23 protein-coding genes are annotated in these 22665 nt (G+C 69.1%); 10 read left to right on the plus strand and 13 right to left on the minus strand.

Annotated elements, in window-relative coordinates:
• The first annotated feature begins 8 nt into the window (after positions 1-8).
• Positions 9-2255: an arylsulfatase gene (locus tag OM513_RS20085; RefSeq protein WP_264946566.1), complete on the plus strand. Its 2247-nt coding sequence runs from the start codon at positions 9-11 to the stop codon at positions 2253-2255.
• A gap of 126 nt (positions 2256-2381) precedes the next feature.
• Entirely contained in the window at positions 2382-2816 is a 435-nt protein-coding gene (locus tag OM513_RS20090; RefSeq protein WP_264946567.1) for an SRPBCC family protein, read from the plus strand.
• 37 nt (positions 2817-2853) lie between these two features.
• Here OM513_RS20090 and OM513_RS20095 read toward each other — a convergent pair whose 3' ends face one another.
• The 11 genes from OM513_RS20095 to OM513_RS20145 form a co-directional block, all read right to left on the minus strand.
• Entirely contained in the window at positions 2854-3321 is a 468-nt protein-coding gene (locus OM513_RS20095; protein WP_264946568.1) for a YbaK/EbsC family protein, read from the minus strand.
• Positions 3318-3785 (minus strand): GreA/GreB family elongation factor, encoded by a 468-nt coding sequence (locus OM513_RS20100; protein WP_264946569.1) that lies wholly within the window; start codon positions 3783-3785, stop codon positions 3318-3320. Before OM513_RS20100 ends, OM513_RS20095 begins: the two co-directional genes overlap by 4 nt.
• A 7-nt stretch (positions 3786-3792) precedes the next feature.
• Positions 3793-4155 carry a HesB/IscA family protein gene (locus tag OM513_RS20105; RefSeq protein WP_264946570.1) on the minus strand — a complete coding sequence of 121 codons (363 nt, stop codon included), beginning with the start codon at positions 4153-4155 and terminating at the stop codon, positions 3793-3795.
• The gene (locus OM513_RS20110) at positions 4155-4631 is read right to left on the minus strand and encodes an SUF system Fe-S cluster assembly protein (protein WP_264946571.1); all 477 of its coding nucleotides are present in this window, start codon (positions 4629-4631) and stop codon (positions 4155-4157) included. The genes OM513_RS20105 and OM513_RS20110 overlap by 1 nt, the downstream gene beginning before the upstream one ends.
• Positions 4628-5833, minus strand: coding sequence for an aminotransferase class V-fold PLP-dependent enzyme (locus tag OM513_RS20115; RefSeq protein ID WP_264946601.1), 1206 nt, complete (start codon positions 5831-5833; stop codon positions 4628-4630). Before OM513_RS20115 ends, OM513_RS20110 begins: the two co-directional genes overlap by 4 nt.
• 2 nt (positions 5834-5835) lie before the next feature.
• Positions 5836-6921, minus strand: coding sequence for a SufB/SufD family protein (locus OM513_RS20120; protein ID WP_264946572.1), 1086 nt, complete (start codon positions 6919-6921; stop codon positions 5836-5838).
• 37 nt (positions 6922-6958) lie between these two features.
• Entirely contained in the window at positions 6959-7702 is a 744-nt protein-coding gene (sufC, locus tag OM513_RS20125; protein WP_264946573.1) for a Fe-S cluster assembly ATPase SufC, read from the minus strand.
• A gap of 35 nt (positions 7703-7737) precedes the next feature.
• Complete coding sequence (locus OM513_RS20130) at positions 7738-8277, minus strand: hypothetical protein (RefSeq protein WP_264946574.1); 540 nt, start codon at positions 8275-8277, stop codon at positions 7738-7740.
• Positions 8274-9737, minus strand: a complete 1464-nt coding sequence (gene sufB / locus OM513_RS20135; protein WP_264946575.1) for a Fe-S cluster assembly protein SufB — start codon at positions 9735-9737, stop codon at positions 8274-8276. Before sufB ends, OM513_RS20130 begins: the two co-directional genes overlap by 4 nt.
• Positions 9737-10174 carry an RrF2 family transcriptional regulator gene (locus OM513_RS20140; RefSeq protein ID WP_264946576.1) on the minus strand — a complete coding sequence of 146 codons (438 nt, stop codon included), beginning with the start codon at positions 10172-10174 and terminating at the stop codon, positions 9737-9739. The genes sufB and OM513_RS20140 overlap by 1 nt, the downstream gene beginning before the upstream one ends.
• Positions 10175-10252: 78 nt before the next feature.
• On the minus strand, positions 10253-11110 hold the full coding sequence (locus tag OM513_RS20145; RefSeq protein WP_264946577.1) for a helix-turn-helix domain-containing protein: 858 nt from the start codon (positions 11108-11110) through the stop codon (positions 10253-10255).
• A gap of 326 nt (positions 11111-11436) precedes the next feature.
• On the opposite strand from OM513_RS20145, the gene OM513_RS20150 reads away from it, so the two are divergent.
• Positions 11437-12438, plus strand: coding sequence for a quinone-dependent dihydroorotate dehydrogenase (locus OM513_RS20150; protein WP_264946578.1), 1002 nt, complete (start codon positions 11437-11439; stop codon positions 12436-12438).
• On the opposite strand, the gene OM513_RS20155 is transcribed toward OM513_RS20150, so the two are convergent.
• On the minus strand, positions 12425-12922 hold the full coding sequence (locus OM513_RS20155; protein ID WP_264946579.1) for a hypothetical protein: 498 nt from the start codon (positions 12920-12922) through the stop codon (positions 12425-12427). The genes OM513_RS20150 and OM513_RS20155 overlap by 14 nt on opposite strands.
• A gap of 135 nt (positions 12923-13057) precedes the next feature.
• Between OM513_RS20155 and OM513_RS20160 the strand changes: the two genes are divergently transcribed.
• The 3 genes from OM513_RS20160 (at position 13058) to OM513_RS20170 (ending at position 16942) form a co-directional block, all read left to right on the plus strand.
• The gene (locus tag OM513_RS20160; RefSeq protein WP_264946580.1) at positions 13058-13276 is read left to right on the plus strand and encodes a DUF2061 domain-containing protein; all 219 of its coding nucleotides are present in this window, start codon (positions 13058-13060) and stop codon (positions 13274-13276) included.
• 138 nt (positions 13277-13414) lie between these two features.
• Positions 13415-15079: a gamma-glutamyltransferase gene (gene ggt / locus OM513_RS20165; RefSeq protein WP_264946581.1), complete on the plus strand. Its 1665-nt coding sequence runs from the start codon at positions 13415-13417 to the stop codon at positions 15077-15079.
• Between the two features lie 63 nt (positions 15080-15142).
• A complete protein-coding gene (locus OM513_RS20170; RefSeq protein WP_264946582.1) occupies positions 15143-16942 on the plus strand; it encodes an AMP-dependent synthetase/ligase in 1800 nt (599 codons plus the stop codon).
• Between the two features lie 87 nt (positions 16943-17029).
• Here the strand turns inward: OM513_RS20170 and OM513_RS20175 are convergent, their stop codons facing one another.
• Positions 17030-19975 carry a M16 family metallopeptidase gene (locus OM513_RS20175; protein WP_264946583.1) on the minus strand — a complete coding sequence of 982 codons (2946 nt, stop codon included), beginning with the start codon at positions 19973-19975 and terminating at the stop codon, positions 17030-17032.
• A gap of 166 nt (positions 19976-20141) precedes the next feature.
• Here OM513_RS20175 and OM513_RS20180 point away from each other — a divergent pair, with 166 nt between their 5' ends.
• The 4 genes from OM513_RS20180 (at position 20142) to OM513_RS20195 (ending at position 22624) form a co-directional block, all read left to right on the plus strand.
• Entirely contained in the window at positions 20142-20717 is a 576-nt protein-coding gene (locus tag OM513_RS20180) for a NifU family protein (protein WP_264946584.1), read from the plus strand.
• Positions 20718-20761: 44 nt separating this feature from the next.
• Positions 20762-21355 (plus strand): malonic semialdehyde reductase, encoded by a 594-nt coding sequence (locus tag OM513_RS20185; protein WP_264946585.1) that lies wholly within the window; start codon positions 20762-20764, stop codon positions 21353-21355.
• 163 nt (positions 21356-21518) lie between these two features.
• Positions 21519-22151, plus strand: coding sequence for a tRNA (adenosine(37)-N6)-threonylcarbamoyltransferase complex dimerization subunit type 1 TsaB (gene tsaB, locus OM513_RS20190; protein ID WP_264946586.1), 633 nt, complete (start codon positions 21519-21521; stop codon positions 22149-22151).
• Positions 22148-22624, plus strand: a complete 477-nt coding sequence (locus tag OM513_RS20195; RefSeq protein WP_264946587.1) for a GNAT family N-acetyltransferase — start codon at positions 22148-22150, stop codon at positions 22622-22624. The genes tsaB and OM513_RS20195 overlap by 4 nt, the downstream gene beginning before the upstream one ends.
• Positions 22625-22665 lie beyond the last annotated feature (41 nt).

A 22665-nucleotide genomic window follows, 5' to 3' on the forward strand; every position in this document is an offset into this window, starting at 1 on the left:
CGCAAATCATGACTGATGCCGACACAGACGCCTGGCCCGGAAAGATCGGCCGCACCTGGCAGGAATCGGAGCCCTGGCTCGATCCCTTCAAGCGCCCCGCGAAGGAGGCGCCCAACGTGGTCCTCGTGGTGCTCGACGACGTCGGCTTCGCGCATCTCGGCTGCTACGGCTCCAACATCGCCACGCCGAACATCGACCGGCTGGCGGCCGCGGGGCGCCGCTACACCAACTATCACACCACCGCGATGTGCTCCCCCACCCGCGCCTCGCTGCTGACCGGCTGCAACCACCATGCGGTCGGCATGGGCCTGATCGCGGACATGGGCACCGGGTTCCCCGGCTATCTGGGCCAGCTCGACGATCGCGCCGCGACGCTGCCGGAGATGCTGACCCCCGCCGGCTACAGCGCCTTCGCGGCGGGCAAATGGCACCTGACCCGCGCGCGCGAGATGACCCAGGCGGGGCCGTTCCGCCACTGGCCGCTGGGCCGCGGGTTCGAACGTTTCTACGGCTTCCTCTATTCGCTGGTGGACCAGTGGCACCCCGAGCTGGTGCGCGACAACGGCTTCATCGAGACGCCGCGCGACCCCGGCTATCACCTCAGCGAAGCGATCGTGGACGAGACGATCGGCATGATCGCCTCTGCCCGCGCCGCCGATCCGGACCGGCCCTTCTTCGCCTATGTGGCGTTCGGCGCGTGCCATTCGCCGCACCAGGCGCCCAAGGAATATATCGACGCCTATCGCGGCGCCTTTGACGAGGGATGGGACGTGATGCGCGAGCGCTGGCACCAGCAGCAGATCGCGCTGGGCATCGCCCCGCCCGAAAGCCGGCTGACGCCGCGCAACCAGGACGTGCAGCCGTGGAGCGAGCTGACCGCGGACGAGCGCCGCGTGTGCGCACGTCACCAGGAGGTGTTCGCGGGCTTCCTGACGCACACCGATGCGCAGATCGGCCGGCTGGTCGACTGGATCGACGCGCGCGGGCTGGGCGACAATACGCTGGTGATCGTGATGTCCGACAACGGCGCGTCTGCCGAGGGCGGCGCGTTCGGCCACATCAACCTGCGCCGCTTCTTCCAGTATCACGAGGAACGGCTGGAGGAGCATCTGCCCGTGCTCGACGAGCTGGGTTCGGACCGGCACTGGAACACCTATCCGGCCGGCTGGGGCCATGCCGGCAACACCCCGCACAAATGGTTCAAGATGCAGACGCACGGCGGCGGGGTGCGCGATCCGATGGTGATCCGCTGGCCCGCGCGCATCCGCGACGGCGGCGGCATCAGCCACCAGTTCTGCCACGTATCGGACCTCGCCCCCACCATCCTGGAGGTGACCGGGGTGACGCCGCCCGCCACGGTGCGCGGCCAGCCGGCGCTGCCGATGACGGGCACCAGCATCGCCTATACCTTCGCCGCGCCCGACGCGCCGACACGCAAGCAGGCGCAATATTTCGAGCTGATGGGCAATCGCGGCATCTGGTCGAACGGCTGGAAGGCGGTGACGCGCCACTATGAAGGCGACGATTACGAGACCGAGCATTGGGAGCTCTATCACGTCGACGCCGATTTCTCGGAGAGCGAGGACGTGTCCGGGCGCTATCCGGAGAAGCTGGCCGAACTGAAGGCGCTGTGGGAGCGCGAGGCCGCGGCGAACCGCGTGTTCCCGCTCGACGATCGCAACATCAGCCGGATCGCGCTCAGCTATTATCTGGAGCCGCGCAACACCTGGAACTATGGGCCGGGCCGCATCCGCGTATCGGCCTATGCCGCGCCGTCCATCGGCAACCGTTCGCACCGCTTCGATTTCGACGTGACGATCGACGACGCGAGCGAGGGGGCGCTGCTGGCAGTGGGCGGCCGGCCGGGCGGATATGGCCTGCATCTGATCGACGGCAGGCTGGTGTACGAATATGTCGGGCCGGGGCACCGCACCGTGATCGAGGCGCAGGGCGCGCTCCCCCCCGGGCGGCGGACGCTGTCGATCGTGTTCCGCAAGACCGGCGATTGCCAGGGCGAGCTGGCGCTGCTGTGCGACGGCGCGGAGATCGGCCGCGGCATGCTCAATGAGATATGGCGGGGCGGCCCGGCAGGCGCCAGCTTCTGCATCGGTTTCGCCAACGGCAGCCCGGTCAGCGATCGCTATGCGATGCCCGGAACCTTCACCGGCACGATCCACGGCGTGACCGTCGAGGCCGGCTCCGACTACCACCATGATCCGGAACTGGAGACCCATATCGCGCTGAGCGAGGACTGATACCGGCATTCGCCGCGTGCGATTTGGGGGCTTGCCATTGTGCAAGTGCGAAGGAATAGTGGCGCCATGCGCTGCTATTCCTCGCCCCGCCCTGCTTTTCGATCCCGCCCGCGGGGGAGGGGCTGAGTGGCGGCCGGGCCGCGCATCACGCTGGTCCGCAGGATCAAGGCCTCTCCGGAGGCGCTTTTCGAGGCTTGGACGACACCCTCGCTGATGGCGCACTGGTGGTGCGGCGCCGGGGCCAAGCACATCGTGGCGCAATGTTCGCCGCGGCGCAGCGGAAACTTCCTCGTCAGCGGCCATAGCGCCAAGGGCGAGGCGATCGAGGATTGGGGCGTCTATACCGTCGTGATCCCCGGCGAGGTGCTGGAATTCAGTTGGCACGCGGAGCCGCCCGGGCCGAGCCATGTGACGATGCAGCTCCTGCCGCTGGCCTATACGACCGAGATCACGCTGGTGCATTTCGAGCTGCCCGACGCGGAGACCTGCGCCATGCAGAAGGCCCGCTGGGAAGCCGCGCTCGACGCGCTGGAGGCGCTGGTCGATCCGCCGGCGGCCTAGAGCTTGCTTCCGCGGGGCTGAAAACGACCCCAATGCCTCATTCGGGCAGGCGGCAGACGTCCACCCAGCGCCGCGAAACCAGTTCCGCCAGCCGTTCGGGCGCGATCTCCACCGAGCTGGTGAGCGATCCCGCGGCCGGGAACACCGTATCGAACGCGCGAAGCGACACGTCGCAATAGACGGTCACGCCGTCGGGCAGCCCGAACGGGCACACGCCCCCCACCGGATGGCCCGTCAGCGCCAGCGCCTCGTCCGCGCCCAGCATGCGCGGGCGGCCGCCGAATTCGGCCTTCACCTTGGCGTTGTCGATCCGCGCATCGCCGCGCGCGACCACCAGGAATTCCTCGCCGCCCACCCGGATCGCCAGCGTCTTGGCGATGCGCGCGGGGGCAACGCCCAGCACGTCGGCCGCCTCCGCCACGGTGGCGGTGCTGCGGCTGTGATCGATCAGGCCCAGATCGGGGGCATGGGCGTCCAGCCATGCGCGCGCACTTTCCAGAGTCATGCCGCGATCGGCTCCACCGCCAGTATCTCGATCGCCTCGGCCCGGCCGCCGAAATCGACGCGCTCGCCCTCCTCCGCGCCGATCAGCGCCTGGGCCAGCGGGGCCTGGAACGACAGGCGGTCCGCCGCCGGATCGGCCTCGTCATGGCCGACGATCTCGATCGCGCGCTCGCGCCCGTTCATGCGGATGGCGACGCGGGTGCCGATGCCCGCCACGCCTTCCCCGGGCCGCGGCGCCACTTCGGCGGTGGCGGCGCGGGTGTGCCAGTAGCGCAGCTCGCGCTTCAGCCCCTCGCGTGCCTCCTCGGCCGTCTCGCCGGCCAGCGCGGCCTCCAGCGCCGCCACCTTCGCGGCGATCAGCGCGGGCCCGCGCGCGGTGACCAGGTTCGGCCCCGGCGGCAGCGGCAGCTCGAACCGCGGCTCCTTATGCTCTTCGTCGCTCTCGCGGCGGAAGGCGACACTCATCGCCGGCTCAGACCGTGAAGCTCTCGCCGCAGCCGCACGAGCCCTTGGCGTTGGGATTGTCGAACACGAAGCCGGCGGTGAAATCGTCCTCCACCCAGTCCATCGTCGAACCGACCAGATACAGCACCGACGCGCCATCGACGAAAAAAGCGCCGCCGGGCGTTTCGATCCGCTCGTCGAAGGGCTTGGCCTCGGTCACATAGTCCACCGAATAGGCAAGGCCCGAACAGCCGCGCCGTGGCGTGGAGAGCTTCACGCCCACCGCGCCTTCGGGCGCCTGCGCCATCAGCGCCGCGATCCGCGCCTCGGCGGCGGGGGTCAGCGTAAGCGCGGCGGGGCGCTGGCGGGTTCGGGTCGCGGTTTCCGTCATCACAACATCCCCAGCTCCAGCTTCGCCTCGTCGCTCATCTTGCCCGGGTCCCAGGGCGGGTCCCACACCAGGTTGACCTCCGCATGGCCGATGCCGGGCACCGATCCGACGCGCAGTTCCACCTCGCCGGGCATCGATTCGGCCACCGGGCAATGCGGCGTGGTGAGCGTCATCGTCACCGCCGCATGGCCATCGGGCGTCACGTCCACGCCATAGATAAGGCCCAGGTCATAGATGTTCACGGGGATCTCGGGATCGTAGATCTCCTTGAGCGCGCCCACCACGGCCTCATAGAGATCGCCGCCCGGCTCGCCCGCGGACTGCTCCGCCGGTTTCTGCGCCAGGAAGCCCTCCAGATAGTCGCGCTTGCGCTCGAAGGTGTCGCGCGCGCCTTCGCCCGCGTCATCCACCCGCGCCCTGGGCGGCGGCGTCACGCCCGCCACCTCCTCGACCTCGAATTTGCGTTCTTCGTTCACCCGAAGATCCTCGTCACCCGTTCGACCCCTTTGACGAGCGCGGCGATGTCCGCCGGCCCATTGTAAATCCCGAAGCTGGCGCGCGCGGTGGCGGGCACGCCCAGCGTGTCCATCAGCGGCTGCGCGCAATGATGCCCGGCGCGGATCGCCACGCCGCCTTCGTCCAATATGGTGGCGACGTCGTGCGGATGCACGCCCTCCACCGCGAAGCTGACGATCCCCGCGCTGTCCTCCGGCCCGAACAGCCGCACGCTGTTGATGCTGCCCAGCGCCGCGCGCGCGTCGCGCACCAGCGCGGTCTCATGCGCATGGATGCGATCCAGCCCCACGCCCGCGACATAATCGATCGCCGCATGGAGGCCGACGACGCCCACGATGTGCGGCGTCCCCGCTTCGAACCGGCCCGGCGGCGGGGCATAGGTGGTGCGTTCGAACGTCACCCGGTCGATCATCGAACCGCCGCCCTGATACGGCGGCATCGCGTCGAGCAGCTCGGCGCGGCCCCACAGCACGCCGATGCCGGTGGGGCCATAGAGCTTGTGGCCCGAGAAGACGTAGAAATCGGCGCCCAGCGCGGCGACGTCCACCGCCATGCGCGGCACCGCCTGGCACCCGTCGATCAGGATCTTCGCCCCCGCGCCATGCGCCAGATCGGCGGCGCGGCGCACGTCCAGCACCGATCCCAGCACGTTGGAGACATGCGCCAGCGCCACCATCCGGTGCCGCTCCGTCAGCATCGCCGCCATCGCGTCCAGATCGATCCGCTGATCGGCGGTGAGCGGCACCACGTCGATCGCGGCGCCCGCGCGCTCGGCCGCCATCTGCCACGGCACGATGTTCGAATGATGCTCCAGCCCGGACAGCAGGATGCGATCGCCGGGCTTTAGCTGCGTGCCGGCCCAGCATTGCGCGACCAGGTTGATCCCCTCGGTCGCGCCGCGCACGAACACCACCTCGCCCGGCTGCGCGCCGATGAAGCCCGCCACCCGCGCCCGCGCCGCTTCGAACGCCAGCGTCATGTCCGCCGAGCGTTTGTACACGCCGCGGTGGACCGTCGCATATTCGGGGCCATAGGCGCGCGTGATCGCGTCGATCACCGCCTGGGGCTTCTGCGCGGTGGCGGCGGTGTCCAGATAGGCCCAGCCCTCCGGCACGCCGGGGAAGTCGGCGCGCACGTCGAGCGGCGCGCTATCCAGCACCATGCTCACAGCGCCACCTCCAGCCAGGCTTCGGCATCGGCGGCAAAGGCTTCGCGCACCGCTTCGTCGCCGATCCGGCCGATCGCGTCGCCGACGAAGGCGTGCGTCAGCAGCGCCTTGGCCCGGCCCTCCGGAATGCCGCGGCTGGCGAGGTAGAAAAGCGCCCGGGCGTCCAGCTCGCCCACCGTCGCGCCATGCGCGCATTTGACGTCGTCGGCGAAGATCTCCAGCTCGGGCTTCAGGTTCACGGTGGCGGTGCGCTGGAGCAGCAGGCCGCGCAGCGATTGCTCGCCGTCGGTCTTCTGCGCATCCCGCGCCACCTCTGCCCGTGCCGCCAGGCTGGCGGTGGAGCTGTCCGCCGCCACCGCGCGCCACAACTGGCGGCTGGTGCCGTCGGGCGCGGCATGGCGCATCGCCACCGCGGCCTCCTGCTTCTGCTCGTGGCGGGTGAGCAGCGCGCCGCCCATCTCGGCAAAGGCGCCCTTGCCGGCCAGCGTCACCGCGCCGTCGATCCGGCTGCCCGCGCCGCCCGCGCCGAGGAAGATCGAGACGAGGCTGGCGGCCTCGCCCACCTCCGCCTCGTCGCGGATCGAGACGAAGCCGTCCGCCTGCACCAGCCGCACCGCGCGCATCAGCCGCGCCCCCGTGCCCAGCGCGATCCGCGTCAGCCGGTTGGCCCAGCCATGGCCGGCGAAGGTCTCCACCACCGAAGCAGCCGCGCTCTCGGCCAGCGCGATCCGTGCGGGCACCTGGCTGTCGCAGCCGCTGCCGATGTGGACGATCTGAACCGTGCCCGCCGCCGCCTCGCGGTCCAGCGACAGCGTCCAGCCCTCGCCCTCCGCCAGCGATCCCAGCGGGTGCGCGCTCTCTGCGGCCATGCGCGCGATCGTCACCGGCCCGGGCATGCTGTGCGCAGGCTCGAACGCGCCGTCGACGAACAGCAGCCGGGGGCCGTCGATATCCAGGAACAGCGATTTCGGATCGACGCCCGCCGCCCGCTGCGGCGCATCGGCCGCCGCGCGCAGCGCGCCCATATCCGCCCAGCGCCATTCCTCCAGCCGGGGCGAGGGGAGTTCCAGGACGCTCACCATCCCGCCCGCTTCCTCGCGGCTTCGGCGCGGACCGTACTCATGCCGCCACCGGGGCATAGCCTTCGCGCTCGAGCTGGAGCGCGAGTTCGGGGCCGCCCGTCCGCGTGATCCGCCCTGCTTCAAGGACATGCACGAAATCGGGCCGCACATAATCCAGCAGCCGCTGGTAATGGGTGATCAGCAGCACCGCCTTGTCCGGCGCGCGCATGATGCGGTTGATGCCCTCGCCCACCGCCTTCAGCGCGTCGATGTCCAGGCCGGAATCGGTCTCGTCCAGAATCGCCAGCTTCGGGCCGATGATGCCCATCTGCACCATCTCGTTGCGCTTCTTCTCGCCGCCCGAAAAGCCGACGTTCACCGGCCGCTTGAGCATCTCCGCGTCCATCCCCAGCGCCGCCGCCTCGGCGCGCGCCAGCTTCAGGAACTCGCCGCCGGAAAGCGGCGCCTGCCCCCGCGCGCGGCGCTGGCTGTTCAGCGCCTCGCGCACGAACTGCAGGTTGGAGATGCCGGGGATCTCGACCGGATATTGGAAGCCCAGGAACAGCCCCGCCGCGGCGCGCTCGTGCGGCGCCAGCTCCAGCAGGTCCTGCCCGTCGAAGGTCACGGTGCCGCCCGTCACCGCATAGCCCGGCCGCCCGCCCAGCGTATAGCCGAGCGTGGACTTGCCCGCGCCGTTCGGCCCCATGATCGCATGCACCTCTCCCGCGTTGATCGCGAGGCTGAGGCCCTTCAGGATTTCCTTGCCGTCGACGGTGGCGTGAAGATTTTCGATTCTAAGCATTCACTTCTCTTCGAACTTTGCGGTTGCGGCGGTGGTCACCTGTCCCCCTCCTGCACTTCCTGACCGGGGCCAAGCGTCACGCGGACGGCACCGCCGCTGCCGGGTGCGGTGGGCGGCGGGGGGAGCTTTTCGGCGCGATAGCGGCTGCTGCCGTCGCCTTCGTCGGATCGCGGGCCGGCAAGGCCCGTCGGCGCGGGCGCGGCGGGCTTCACCACCTTGGGCATCTCGAACACCTGCACGGCGCTGCCCGGCTTCTGCCCGGCGCCCCGCGGCGCGATCGAGATAGGCGCTTCGTCCGTGGTGAAATAGGTGCAGTCGGTCACCTCGTCGATCGTGCCCGAATAGCAGACCGGGGTGGCCTGGCACGCCGCGATGTCGCGCGACTGGCTGCCGCTGGAGACCATCACGCGGCAGTTGCGCAGCTTGCCGTCGCCGCCCTTGTCGAACAGCATCGTCGTGCGGCCGAAGGTGGCCTGCACCACGATCTCCTCGGCCTCCGCCTCCGGAGCAGGCGCCCCGGCAGGCGGCGGCGCCTCCTGCGGCGCGGCGAAAGCAAGGACGAGCGCGAGGATCACCCCACGCTCCCTTCCAGCGAAATCCCCAGCAGCTTCTGCGCCTCCACCGCGAATTCCATCGGGAGCTGCTGCAGCACCTCCTTGGCGAAGCCGTTGACGATCAGCGCCACCGCGGCCTCCTGATCCAGCCCGCGCTGCATCGCGTAGAAGAGCTGGTCCTCGCTGATCTTGCTGGTGGTCGCCTCATGCTCGATCTGGGCGGAGGGGTTCTTCACCTCGATGTACGGCACGGTATGCGCGCCGCAGCGATCGCCCAGCAACAGGCTGTCGCACTGGGTGAAGTTGCGGACATTCTCCGCGCCGGGCTGGACGAGCACGCGGCCGCGATAGGTGTTGTTGCTGCGCCCGGCGCTGATCCCCTTCGACACGATGGTCGACCGGCTGTTCCTGCCCAGGTGCAGCATCTTGGTGCCGGTATCAGCCTGTTGCATGCCGTTGGTGACCGCGACCGAATAGAATTCGCCCACCGAACCCTCGCCCGCCAGGATGCAGCTCGGGTATTTCCAGGTGATCGCGGAGCCGGTTTCCACCTGGGTCCAGCTCACCTTGCTGTTCCGCCCCTGGCACAGCGCGCGCTTGGTGACGAAGTTGAAGATGCCGCCCTTGCCGTTCTCGTCGCCCGGATACCAGTTCTGCACCGTCGAATATTTGATCTCGGCATCGTCGAGCGCGACCAGCTCCACCACCGCGGCATGAAGCTGGTTCTCGTCGCGCATCGGCGCGGTGCAGCCCTCCAGGTAGCTGACATAGGCGCCCTTGCCGCACACGATCAGCGTGCGTTCGAACTGGCCGGTATTCTCCGCGTTGATGCGGAAATAGGTGGAAAGCTCCATCGGGCAGCGCACGCCCTCCGGCACATAGACGAAGGTGCCGTCGCTGAAGACTGCCGAGTTGAGCGCGGAATAGAAATTGTCGCGCACGGGCACGACCTTGCCCAGCCACTTCCTCACCAGATCGGGGTATTCGCGGATCGCCTCGCTGATCGAGAGGAAGATGACGCCCGCGGCCTTCAGCTCCTCGCGGAAGGTGGTGGCCACGCTGACGCTGTCGAACACCGCGTCCACCGCCACCTTGCGCGCGCCCTTCACGCCCGCCAGCACCTCCTGCTCGGCGATCGGGATGCCCAGTTTCTCGTACGTCCGGCGGATCTCCGGATCGAGATCGTCCAGGCTCTGGATCTCGGCCTTCTTCTTGGGCTCCGCGTAGTAATAGGCGTCCTGGTAATCGATCGCGGGGATCGCCAGCTTGGCCCATTCGGGCAGCTCCATCTCCAGCCAGGCGCGATAGGCCTTCAGCCGCCAGTCGAGCATCCATTCGGGCTCGCGCTTCTTGGCGCTGATGTAGCGGATCGTGTCTTCGGACAGGCCCTTGGGCGCGAATTCCTGCTCGACGTCGGAGGCGAAGCCCCACTCATATTTCTTGTTCGCGGCGGCCAGCGCCTCGGCGTTCTTGGTCGCCATCAGCACGCCTCCATTTCGGCGCGCGCGGGCGCCGGATTGGCCAGGCTGGCCAGCGAGAGCCCCGCCAGCGCGCCGCGCACCGCGCCGTTCACCGCGCCCATATGCGGCTTCACCCGACATCCCTCCTCGATCGCGCAATCATGGCGCCCCTCGTCCACGCAGGCGCTGAGCGCGATCGGGCCTTCCACCGCCTCGACGATATCCGCCATGCTGATCGCCGCCGGCGGGCGGGCCAGGCGAAAGCCGCCGCCGGTGCCGCGCGCGCTTTCGATCAGCCCGGCGGCGGACAGGCGGCTCACCAGCTTCTGCACCGTCGGCAGCGGCAGGCCGGTCTCCTCCGCCAGCACGGTGGCGTTCAGGCGGCAGCTTGCGCCGCAATGGCGCGCGGCGGCGGCCATCATCACCACGGCATAGTCGGCTAGGCTGGAAAGTCGCATGATACCCTTGCCGGCCCATGGGCGCGGGCGAGCCCACATGGCCAATCGGACAAATAAAATCCGATTGGCCATGTGGGCTCAATCCCCGCCGGGGTCAACCGATTCCGGGATCACCTCGGGCAGAAAATGGAATGTTTCATTCTCCAGCGTCGCGGCCACCACCGGATCGATGCCGTCGCGCAGCGTCGTGGGCGTGTGGCCGGTGAAATGCTTGATCTCCTTGATCATGTGCGGCTGATCGCTGAACGGCTCTGCCACGTCGGCCGGATTGTCGCCGTTGCAGATGCGGATGGCGGCGCGGATCGCGCGATATTTCCGCTCCAGCAGCTTGGGCGGGCCGCCGAATATCTCGTTGCACAGCCGGGTCGCCTGGCGCGGCCCCATGGGCACCATGCGATAGAGCGCATCGATCCGCTCGCCGCTCGCCACCCATTCGCGCACCGCGCGGGCGAGCGCGACATGGCCCGGCGGGATGCGCCGCCGCCGTGCCAGCAGGAACGGGCGCACCGCCGCGACCATTTCTTCGATCGTGGTCATCATGCGCAGCCGTTCGAGCAGCACCGCGGCCTCGGGACCGAAGACATCGGCCGCGTCCAGCACCCGCCCGGCGACCTTGTCCGCCGGCAGCCCGACCAGCGATTTCCACCCCAGCGGCCGCAGCGCGACGCCGAAGCAATGGCACGGGCCGTCCAGCCGATAGGGCGCCGCGGCCTGCCCCGGGCCAGTAAGCGAAACAGGAAAAGCCGTATCGGCGCGGCCATCGCCAAGAAAACGCACACCGCCGCCCCGCATCAGGAATCGAAGCTGGCCGATATCGACACGCTCCACCCCGCGAATTTCCGCCGCTTCGTTACGATAGAGATAATAGGAATGGACGTGGGGCAGCAGCCCATCCGCCTCGAGCACGAATTCTAGCTGCGGCGGGCCCGCACTCATCGTGCCCGCCCCAGGGAAGGCGCAAGTGCCAGGTACGAAATACGCGACATCGGCATGTATTACCTGCGGCCCGGAACTCTAATTATTTGTCCGTTTACCAGCCGAGCGACCAGCCCGCTCCGTATAGAAAAGAGGCCCGGCCAACACAAGGCTGGCCGGGCCAAGAGAAAGGGTTCCATAAGAGGAACCCCTCGGGTCGCACTTACGTTCTAATCCGCATTGCGCTAGCTGGATTGAAAAAATTAGACATGAAGTGACTCGCGCAGAACTTGGCGGCCCGATGCGGCTTTGACGGACCCGCCGCGCGATGCCATGGACCGCGCCAGATGGCCTATCCGCTTCAGCAATTGCTCTTCTCGATGGACGCCGAACGCGCCCACCGCACCGCGATCGCGACCCTGCGCGCCTGGGGAACGCTCGGCACGCCGTTCGGGTCCGATCCGGAGCTATCGGATCCGGTGACGCTGGCGGGGGTCACCTTCCCCAACCGCGTCGGACTGGCCGCGGGGCTGGACAAGGACGCGGAGGCGATCGGCGGGCTGTTCGCGCTCGGCTTCGGCGCAGTGGAGGTGGGAACGCTCACCCCCCTTCCCCAGCCGGGCAACCCGCGCCCGCGCCTGTTCCGGCTGGTGGAGGACGAGGCGGTGATCAACCGCATGGGTTTCAACAACGGCGGGATAGACGCCGCGCTGGCCCGCATCGCCGCGCTGGGCCGCCGCCCCGGCGTGCTGGGCATCAACGTGGGCGCCAACAAGACCTCCACCGACATGATCGCCGACTATGCGGTGGGCGTGGCCAAGGCCGCCGCGCATGCCGACTATATCACGATCAACGTCAGCTCCCCCAACACGCCCGGCCTGCGCGACCTGCAGAAGCGGCCCGCGCTGGACGAGCTGCTCGCCGCGAGCGACGCCGCGCGGCGCGATGCCGATGGGGCCAGCCGCACGCCGCTGTTCCTCAAGATCGCTCCCGACCTGGACAGGAACGGCGTGGAGGAGGCGGTGGCGGCGGCGATCGACAACCGCATCGACGCGCTGATCGTCAGCAACACCACCATCTCGCGCCCGCCACTGCGTTCGCGCCACGCGGGCGAGGCTGGCGGGCTTTCGGGAGCGCCGCTGCGTGATCTGGCCCGCGCCAAGCTGGCCGAGGCGCAGGAAGCGGCGGGCGGCGCGCTGCCGCTGATCTCCGTCGGCGGGATCGACGGGCTGGACGAGGCGCGCCGCCGCATCGACGCGGGCGCCAGCCTGGTGCAGGTCTATTCGGCGCTGGTCTACAAGGGACCGGGGCTGGCCCGCGCGATCGTGAAGGGCCTCAAGGCGGGGTGACGCGCGTGCCCGACAGCGTGGTCGCGATGGGATCGCCCAGCGGACGATCGTCAGGGCCGTAGAAGCGAATCGTCGCGGTGCCGCTGAACCGGTCGCCCTCGGCCTTCAGGTCGAAGCTCATCTCGCCGCGCCCGGTGTAGCGCCGGGTTTCGCGATCGGCGCTCAGCTCCACCCATTTGCCGCGCACCCGCTCGCCCGCGGCCTTCCACACGCCCTTGCCGTCGCTGTCGCTCGATCGCGGGTTGCCCGCGTCGGGATTGGCCTGTTCCATCGTGCCGTCGCCGCTGAAGACATAGAGCTGGACCGGAAAGGGCGCCGCGCTGTCGCGCACGATCCAGGTGCCGACGATGACCGGGCAATCGTCGCCGCGCAGCGATGCGCCGATGCAGCCGGGCAGCGTATCGCGCCGGGGCACGTCGGAGCATCCGCCGCCCGCCAGCAGCAGCATGGCGGGCAGCATCGGGGCAAGGCGGCGGCGGAGCATGCGGCCCAGCCTATCGGCCCAGCCCGCGCGCGGCAACGGCGGCGCGGCGGCGCGGCGTTCATCGACCGGATCGATATCTGTCGGCGCGACAAGCAATTGGATCGATCGGCGCAGACCGCCCATCTGGTGCGGGCCATGACCCAGGACCTTGCCAAGACGCTCACCTATCTGACGATCCACCTGACGATCGGCTTCACCGTCGCCTGGATCTTCACCGGATCGATCGCGGTCGCGGGCGGCATCGCGCTTGTCGAGCCGCTGGCCAACGCGGTCGCCTTCTTCTTCCACGAGCGCGCATGGCGCGACGGAATCGATCTCCGCCGCCTGTTCCGCCACGAGCATGGCGTCGCCTGACCGCGTGCTTCGAAATTCGGCCGGCGGCGCGGCGGCCAGCGATCGCGATATCGCCCTGAGGGCGGCCGGACGCGCCACCCGCCGTCGCGTCGCCGTAGCGTCTTTGCCGCGCGCGCAAACCGGGCTACGGCTGGGGGCATGAGAAAGCTGTTTGCGGCGTTGCTGTTCCTGCTGTTGTTCCCGGCCGCCGCGATGGCGCAGGGCGTGGTCGCCTCCGCCGATCCCCGCGCGACCGAGGCGGGGCGCGAGATGCTGCGCCAGGGCGGCAGCGCCACCGATGCCGCGCTGGCGATGATGCTGGCGCTCACCGTGGTCGAGCCGCAGTCGAGCGGGATCGGCGGCGGGGGCTTCCTGCTCCACCATGACGGCGCAAGCGGCGTGATCGACACGATCGACGGGCGCGAGACCGCGCCCGAATCCGCCGATTCCCGCCGTTTCCTGGGCCCGGACGACAAGCCGATGCCGTTTCTTTCCGCCGTTCAGGGCGGGCTTTCGGTCGGCGTGCCGGGCAACATGCGGCTGATGGCGCTGGCGCACCGGCGCTGGGGCAAGCTGGAGTGGAAGGCGCTGTTCGCCCCCGCGATCCGGCTGGCGGAGGAGGGCTTCGACGTCACGCCCCCGCTCGCCGCGACGATGAAGCTGCTCGGCCCCGTCTGGCGCGAGAAATTCCCGCAGACCGCGGCGCTCTATCTCGATGCGAACGGCGAGCCGCTGCCGGTGGGCACGCATATCCGCAACCCGGCGCTCGCCAAGCTGCTCCGCCAGCTCGCGGAGCAGGGGCCGGACGCTTTCTACAAGGGCGAGAACGCGGCCGCGATCGTCAATGCCGTCGCATCGTTCAACCCCGGCCATATGACGCTGGGCGATCTCGAATCCTATCGCGCGAAGGAACGCCCGGCGGTGTGCGGCAGCTATCGCCGCTTCACCGTGTGCGGCATGGGTCCGCCCTCTTCGGGCGCCACCACCGTGCTCCAGATGCTCGGCATGCTCGAACGCTTCGACATGAAGAAGCTGGGCAAGGATTCGCCCCAGGCCTGGCTGCTGATCGGGGAGGCGATGCGGCTGGCCTATGCCGATCGCGAGAAATATCTGGGCGACGGCGATTTCGTGCCGGTGCCCGTCGCCGGGCTGCTCGATCCGGACTATCTGAAGCGCCGTTCGCGGCTGATCGCGCCGGGCCGCGCGCGCGGCAGCTATCAGGCCGGATCGCCCCCCGGCGCGCCGCGCCGCACCGTGGCGGTCCAGGCCGAAACGCCGGGCACCACCCATTTCGTCGCGGTGGACCGCAACGGCGACATCGTATCGATGACCTCCACGATCGAGGGGCCGTTCGGCAGCCAGCTCATCGCCAACGGCATGGCGCTCAACAACGAGCTGACCGATTTCACCTTCGCGCCGGAGAAGGACGGCGCGCCCGTCGCCAACCGCGTCCAGGCGGGCAAGCGGCCGCTGAGCTCGATGGCGCCGACGATCGTCTATGACGAAAACGGCAAGCCCGTGCTCGCGCTGGGATCGGCCGGGGGCAAGCGGATCATCATGCATGTGATGAAGACGCTGGTCGGCGTGCTCGACTGGGGCCTGCCCGCCGATCAGGCGATCGCGCTGCCCAACATCTTCTTCGACGATCAGGGACTGACGATCGAGGCGAACGGCGAAGGCACGGCGCTGGCGGCGGGCGTGGCGCGGATCGCGCCCGCGCGCGCCGTGGACATGACGTCGAAGGTCACCGCGCTGGAGCGCACCGCCGCCGGCTGGCGCGGCGCGGCCGATCCGCGCAGCGTGGGAACGGCGGCGAACGAATAGCCCCATGGGGCGGGCAGCTTTGGGGAACGGCGGCAAACGCCGGCTCCGGGGAGAGGAAGAGGGATGCGCAAGCTCGAACGGTTCGAAAACCTGGTGGCGATGTTCTTCGCCCGCGCCAAGCAGAAGGGCGAGGCCCCGTTCCTGTGGCGCAAGCAGGGCGGCGCGTGGCAGCCGATAAGCTGGGCCGAGGCCGCGCGCCAGGTCTCTGCCCTTGCCACCGCGCTGCAGGCGCTGGGGCTGAAGCGCGGCGATCGCGTGATGCTGGTGGCGGAAAACCGCCCGGAATTCTGCATCAGCGACCTGGCGATCATGGCCGCGGGCTGCATCACCGTGCCCACCTACACCACCAACACCGAACGCGATCACCAGCACATCCTGGACAATTCGGGCGCCTGCGCCACGATCGTCTCCAGCGAGAAGCTGGCCAAGACGCTGCTGCCCGCGGTGCTGCGCGCGACCAGCGGCAGCCATATCGTGATCGGCATCGACGAGTTCCGCCAGGGCCAGGCGGGCGGATTCGAGTTCCACCAGCTCCAGGCGCTGATCGCCGCGCACCCCGCCAATCCGGAGATCGTGGCGGCCAACGCGACCTTCCGGCGCGAGGATCTGGCCTGCATCATCTACACCAGCGGCACCGGCGGGTCGCCGCGCGGCGTGATGCAGCATCACGGCGCGATCCTGCACAATTGCGAAGGCTGCGTGTCGGTGATCAGCGAGGATTTCGGCTGGGACGACGAGGTGTTCCTCAGCTTCCTGCCGCTCAGCCACGCCTATGAGCATACCGGCGGCCAGTTCTTCCCGATCGCGCTGGGCGCACAGATCTATTATTCGGAAGGGCTGGAGAAGCTGGCCTCCAACATCGAGGAGGTGCGCCCCACGCTGATGGTGGTGGTGCCGCGCCTGTTCGAGGTGCTGCGCACGCGCATCACCAAGACGGTGGAGAAGCAGGGCAAGTTCGCCAATTATCTGCTCGGCCGCGCGGTGAACATCGGGCTGCGCAAGGCCGCCGGCCGCATGCCGATCACCGACCGGCCGATGGACCTGTTCCTCAACGCCACGCTGCGCCCCAAGCTGGCCAAGCGCTTCGGCGGGCGCATCAAGGCGATGGTCTCCGGCGGCGCCCCGCTCAATCCGGAGGTGGGCACCTTCTTCGAATCACTCGGGCTCACCTTCCTACAGGGCTATGGCCAGACCGAGAGCGCGCCCGTGATCTCGTGCAACCGGCCCAAGGCGGGGCTGAAGATGGACACGGTCGGCCCGCCGCTCGACAATACCGAGGTGAAGATCGCCGAGGACGGCGAGATCCTGGTCCGCGGTGAGCTGGTGATGCACGGCTATTGGCGCAACGAGGCCGAGACGGCGCGCGTGCTGAAGGACGGCTGGCTCCACACCGGCGACATCGGCCTGATCGACGAGAAGGGCCGCATCAAGATCACCGATCGCAAGAAGGACATCATCGTCAACGACAAGGGCGACAATGTCGCGCCCCAGAAGATCGAGGGGATGCTGACGCTTCAGCCCGAGATCATCCAGGCGATGATCTATGGCGACAAGAAGCCCTATATGACCGCGGTGCTGGTACCCGATCCCGAATGGACCCAGGAATGGTGCGCGCGCACCGGCACGAAGCTGGACTTCAAGGAACTGGCGCACGACCCGGAATACAAAGCCGCGCTGGGCCAGGCGGTGGAGCGGGTGAACAAGGACATCTCGGTGATCGAGCGGCTGCGCAAGTTCATCCTCGCGGACGGGCCGTTCACGATCGAGAACGAGCAACTGACCCCCAGCCTGAAGATCCGCCGCCACATATTGAAGCAGGTCTATTCCGCCCGCCTCGACGCGCTCTACGGCGACAAGGCGTAGCGGCGCGAAGGACGCAGACGCCCTCCGCCGCCCCCTCCCCCCGTTCGCCCCGAACCTGTCGAGGGGCGAACGGGGGCGCGGCCTGCCTCAGCGGCTGACGGCGGGCTTCTTGGCCTCGGGCAGCACCGCCAGCGTCCAGTCCTTCTCGGGCAGCAGATACTTCGCGGCGAGCGCCTGAAGGTCCGCGGGCCGGACGAAGGCGATGTCCGGCGCCAGCGAATCGACCCCCGCCACCACCAGCGGGTCCAGGCTGCCGCCCTCCACCAGCCGCATCCAGAACATGTTGCCCGTGGAGCTGCGGATGATCGTCTGCTTCAGCGGCGTCAGCGCACGGTCCAGCTCGTCCTGGCTGATCGGGTTGGCCGCCAGATCGGCGGCGATGCCGCGCGCGAGTTCAAAGAAGAACTCGGTCTTGTCCGGCGGCAACAGCCCGATCGCGAAGATCTTGCCGCCCGAAGCGAGCCCCAGCGGCCAATCGCTGGCGACGTTGGGCGAATAGCTCACTCCCGCCTCGCTGCGCAGCTTGTCGAGCAGGCGATCGCGGAACACCGCGGCCAGCACGTCGAGCCGCCGGCTCTCGCGGATGCCTGCCGTGCCGCCGCCCGTCGGCCAGGCGATCACCGCCGCGGCCTGATCCGGCTGGCCGCGATGGGTGAGCACCACCGGCTTGCCGACATGCGCGGGGAAGGGCGGCGCAGGCGTGACCTTGCCCGCGGCGCGCGGCTTCAGCGCGCCGAAGGTGGCGGCCACCGCCTGGATCGTCTCCTCGCTGTCCATGTCGCCGAACACCTCGACCTCGATCGGCCCGCTCTTGAGCAGCGGCTCCCACAGCGCGCGGAACGCCGCGGGGGTCAGCGCCTCGATCTGCGCGCGGGTCGGCCGCGTCCAGCGCGGGTCGCGCGAGCGGAACAGCGAATCGAGCTCGCGCCCCAGCACCGCATCGGGCGAGGACCACATGCCCTCATAACCCGCCAGCACGCCCGCCTTGGCGCGCGTCACCGGCGACGGGTCCCATGCCGGCGCGGCCAGCTTGGTCGCGAACAGGCGGAGCTGATCGGCCAGGTCCTCGCGCGTGGTCTGCGAGCTCAGCTTGAAGGCGTCGTCGTCGATCTCGAAATTGATGCCGATCTGGCGCTGGCCGATCAGCGCGTCGATCTCCTCCTGGCCCAGCTTGCCGATGCCGCTGGGCATCAGCGCGATCTCGCCGGCCCAGGCGGGCACCTGGCGGTTCGCCGGCAGCGCGCTCAGCCCGCGGCCGAAGCGGACGTTGACATAGACCTTGCTGACCTCCGCCGAATTGGAATGGATCAGCAAATTGACGCCGTTGGCGAACACCAGCTTCTCGATCTTCGGCTGGTCCACCACCACCTCGCGGCTGACCACCTTGCCCGGCGCGCCGAGCGCGGGGAGCTGGTCGAAGGTGACGTTGCCCACCGCCTTGCGCCGCACCACCGCGGAGGAGACGTCGGCCGAAAGCGCCGCTGCCGCCTTGGCCGCGGTATCGCTCTCCGCGACATGGGTGTTCACCAGCACGCGCGATGCCGTGCCCTCGAAGATGCGCTTCGTCGATTCGAGCACGGCTTCGGGGTTGAACATCTTCTTGTCGATCGCGTCCTTGAAGATTGCGTAGCTGCCCTCGGCGCTGGTGACCGTCTCGTTGATGTCGACCGCGTCGACCAGCAGCTCGGCCAGCGACACGCCCGATTCCACCGGCGCGGTGGCGATGCGGTTCTTCATGCCCGCCTCGATCTCGGCGATCTCGCGGTCGATCTCGGCCTGGGTGGGGGGCGTCGCCTGGGCATCGGCAATCACCGCGCGCACGTCGCGCAGCGCCTTGTCCCAATCGCCGCCGATCGGCAGCACCTGCACCGAAGTGAGGTTCGCCGACCGGGCCAGATCGTCGAGCGAGGCCGAGGCCGCGAGGAAACTGGCCCCGGAACGCGCGCGCGATTCCAGCCGCCGGTTGATGATCCGCACGGCCACCAGGTCCACCAGCCGCTTCTGGTTGAAGATCACCGTGTCGGCGACGATCGACCAGGGGCGCAGCACGGCCATCATCGCCATCGGCGGCATGGCGGGTTCCACCAGCCCCTTGCTCACCGGCCCGGCCGCCAGCGGCTTGCCGAAATCGGGGGTGGCGGGGGCCGGGCCGTGGCCCTTCCACGCGGAGAAATGCTTGACCACCAGCGCTTCGAGCTGGTCCTGGTCGACGTCGCCGACGACGACCACCACCGCGCGTTCCGGGCGATACCAGCGATTGTGGAACGCCTTCACGCTTTCCGGCGTGGCGGCGTTCAGCGCCTCGGGCGTGCCGATCGGCTTGCGCATCGCCAGCGGCTGGCCGGCGAACATCAGCTCGAACATCGCATCGGTCCAGCGCACCTGCGGGCCCGGCTGCTCGCGCGCCTCGGCCAGCACCACCGGCCGTTCGGCGTTGAGCGACTGGGCGCTGATGTTCGGGCCGGCCATCATGCCGGAAAGGATCTTGAAGCTTTCGTCCAGCCCGGCCGCGCTCGCGTCCGGCAGGTCGAGCTTGTACACCGTCTGGGTGAAGCTGGTGCTGGCGTTGCTGTCCGATCCGAAGGTCACGCCCAGCCGCTGCCAGATGCGCTTCGATTCGCCATCGGGCACATAGGTGGAGCCGCGGAAGCTGAGGTGCTCCAGCAGGTGGGCGTAGCCGCGCTCGCTGTCGGTCTCCATCAGCGATCCCGCGTCGATGCGCACGCGAACCGCCACCTGACCCGGCGGCACCCCGTTCTTGCGCACCGCATAGCGCAGCCCGTTGGGCAGCACGCCGAAGCGCCAGTTCCCGTCCTGGGTGATGTCGCTGCCGCGATAGAGCCAGGGCGTGGGATCGGTGGCCGGGGCCTGGGCCGTGGCGGGCGAACCGCCGGGCGCCGCGGGCTTCGGCGCGGGCGATGCGGCGGGCGGCGGCGCCGGAGCGGGGCCTCCCTGACCCAGCGCCGGAAGCGCGATACCAAGGACAGAAAGGGCGAGGAGCGTCAGCCGCGACGCGCGCAGAAAGCGGGACATGCGGGGGGTTCTAACCCGCTTGCCGCGCTCCCGCCAGCGCCCGATGCGGCGCATGCCCCGTGCATCGCGGGACAGGCGGGCGGGCAAAGCTGTGGTGCGTAACCGCAAACCAACTGTTTCCGTCTCGCGCCTTGATCGCCGCCAAAGTGCGCGCCACATGGTCGTCATGCTGATCGAAACCGAACCGACGCCCAACCCGGCGACGCTCAAGTTCCTCCCCGGCCGCACGGTGATGGACGCGGGCACGCGCGACTTCGCCAGCCCCGAGGAGGCGGAGGCTTCCCCGCTGGCCGAGGCGCTGTTCACGCTGGGCGACGTGACGGGCGTGTTCTTCGGGCGCGACTTCATCTCGGTCACCGCCGCGCCGGGTGCCGAATGGCGCGATCTGAAGCCGGACGTGCTCGATATCCTGCTCGATCATTTCGCGGCGAACATGCCGCTGTTCCGCCCCGGCAGCGCGGCGGGCATCACCGTTCCGCCCGAAGGCGCCGATTTCGGCGACGACCCCGCCGATGCGGAGATCGTCGACCAGATCAAGGAACTGATCGAGACGCGCGTGCGCCCCGCGGTCGCCAACGACGGCGGCGACATCGTCTACCGCGGTTTCGACAAGGGCCGCGTCTACCTCCAGATGCAGGGCGCCTGCGCAGGCTGCCCCTCGTCCACCGCGACGCTGAAGAACGGCATCGAGCAACTGCTCAAACATTATGTCCCCGAAGTAACCGAGGTCCGCGCGGTCTGACGCGCGGCACCGTCCGGCAACCTCCAACGGAAAGGAATCAGCCCATGGGCCAGCCTCTCGACGATGCGGGTCTCGACACCCTGTTTCGCACCGCGCGCAGCTTCAACGGCTACACCGATGAACCGGTGACCGAGGCCGATATCCGCGCGATCTACGACCTGCTCAAGATGGGGCCGACATCGGCCAACATGCAGCCCGCGCGCTTCGTGTGGCTGCTGAGCCAGGAGGGCAAGGACAAGCTCGCCTCCTTCTCCAGCGGCACCAATGCGGAGAAGATCCGCAAGGCGCCCGCCGCGGTGATCATCGCGATGGACCTGGATTTCAACGAGCAGCTTCCGTGGCTCTTCCCGCACGCGCCCACCGCCAAGGACTGGTTCGGCGACGTGGACGGCCGCACGCCGCACGCCTTCCGCAACTCCTCGCTCCAGGGCGGCTATTTCATCCTCGCCGCGCGCGCGCTGGGGCTGGATACCGGGCCGATGTCGGGCTTCGACAATGCGGCGGTGGACGCCGCCTTCTTCCCCGGCCAGCCCAACATCAGGTCGAACTTCATCTCCACGCTGGGCCATGGCGATCCGTCCAGCATCTTCGACCGGCTGCCGCGTCCCGAGTTCGAGAAATTCAACAGGGTTGAATAATCGCGCGCGCTAGAGCTTGTTTCAGCGGGGCTGAAACGGTTGCGGCGCCAGCCCGCTCCCCTGCCCGGCCACCCAGCGGCAGTATCTTATGGGTGGCCGGGCGAAGGTGTGGGCTGGTGCCGATTCAGCAAAGCTGAAAACGACTCCGGGGAAACAGGCGCGCGTGAGAATATTGGTAATCGAGACTGCGACTGCGGCCTGTTCTGTCGCTTTGCTTCAGGACGGCGCCGTGGTGGCGCAAACGCACGAGATCGTCGGGCGCGGCCATGCCGAGCGGCTGGTGCCGATGATCGCCGGGCTGCCGGGCGAAGGGCGCGCGGACCGCATCCTGGTCGATTGCGGGCCGGGCAGCTTCACCGGCATCCGCGTCGGCCTGGCCGCCGCCATCGGGCTGGGGATCGGCTGGCAGGTGCCGGTGTCGGGCTATTCCTCGCTCGCCAATATCGCCGCGGCCACCTTCGCCGCACAGGCGGTGGCCGGGCCGCTTGCCGTCGTGCTCGAAGGCGGCCATGGCGAAGTGTTCATGCAGATATTCGGCCCCCCGCCCGCCCTTTCCGCCGGTCCTCTGGAATCGCTGACGCCGGAGGCGGCGCGCGCGCGCATCGGCGGGATGCGCGCCGCGGGCGACGGGCTGCGCTGGCTGCAGTTCGACGATCCCCGCGCCGCACCGCACGGCGCGCTGCCCCGCGCGGCCGACGCGCTGCTGCTGCCGCCGGAGCTTGCCGCGCTGCCGCCCCGCCCGCTCTACGGCCGCGCGCCCGACGCGCGCACGCTGGCCGAACGGGGGCTGGCATGAGCGGATCGGTGAACCTGACCGAGCTGCGCCAGGGCAGCGCCGCGGACCTCGCCGCGGTCAGCGTGATCATGCAGGAAGCGTTCGACCCGCGCTATGGCGAGGCATGGACCAGCGCCCAATGCCTGGGGATGCTGTCGATGCCCGGCGTGTGGCTGACGATCGCGCGGCACGGCGGGATCGACATGGGCTTCGCATTATCGCGCGAAACCGGCGAGGAGGCCGAGCTGCTGCTGCTCGCCACCCGCCCCACCGGCCGGCGGCGCGGCGTGGGCGGGGCATTGTTGCGCGCCACCGTGGCGGAAGCCAAGTTGCGCGGCGTGAAACGCATCCATCTCGAGGTGCGCGCGGGCAATGAAGCGGTCCTTCTCTACCGGCGCGAGGGCTTTGAAAAGGTTGGCGAACGCCGCGGCTATTACCGCGGCCGCGGGTCTCAACTGTACGATGCAGAAACCTACGCCAAATATATCGCCTGAAATGGCGATATATTAAGCATGCTCCCCTTGCGTTCGAGCCG

This window comes from Sphingomonas canadensis (assembly GCF_026013525.1).
GTDB lineage: Bacteria > Pseudomonadota > Alphaproteobacteria > Sphingomonadales > Sphingomonadaceae > Sphingomonas > Sphingomonas canadensis.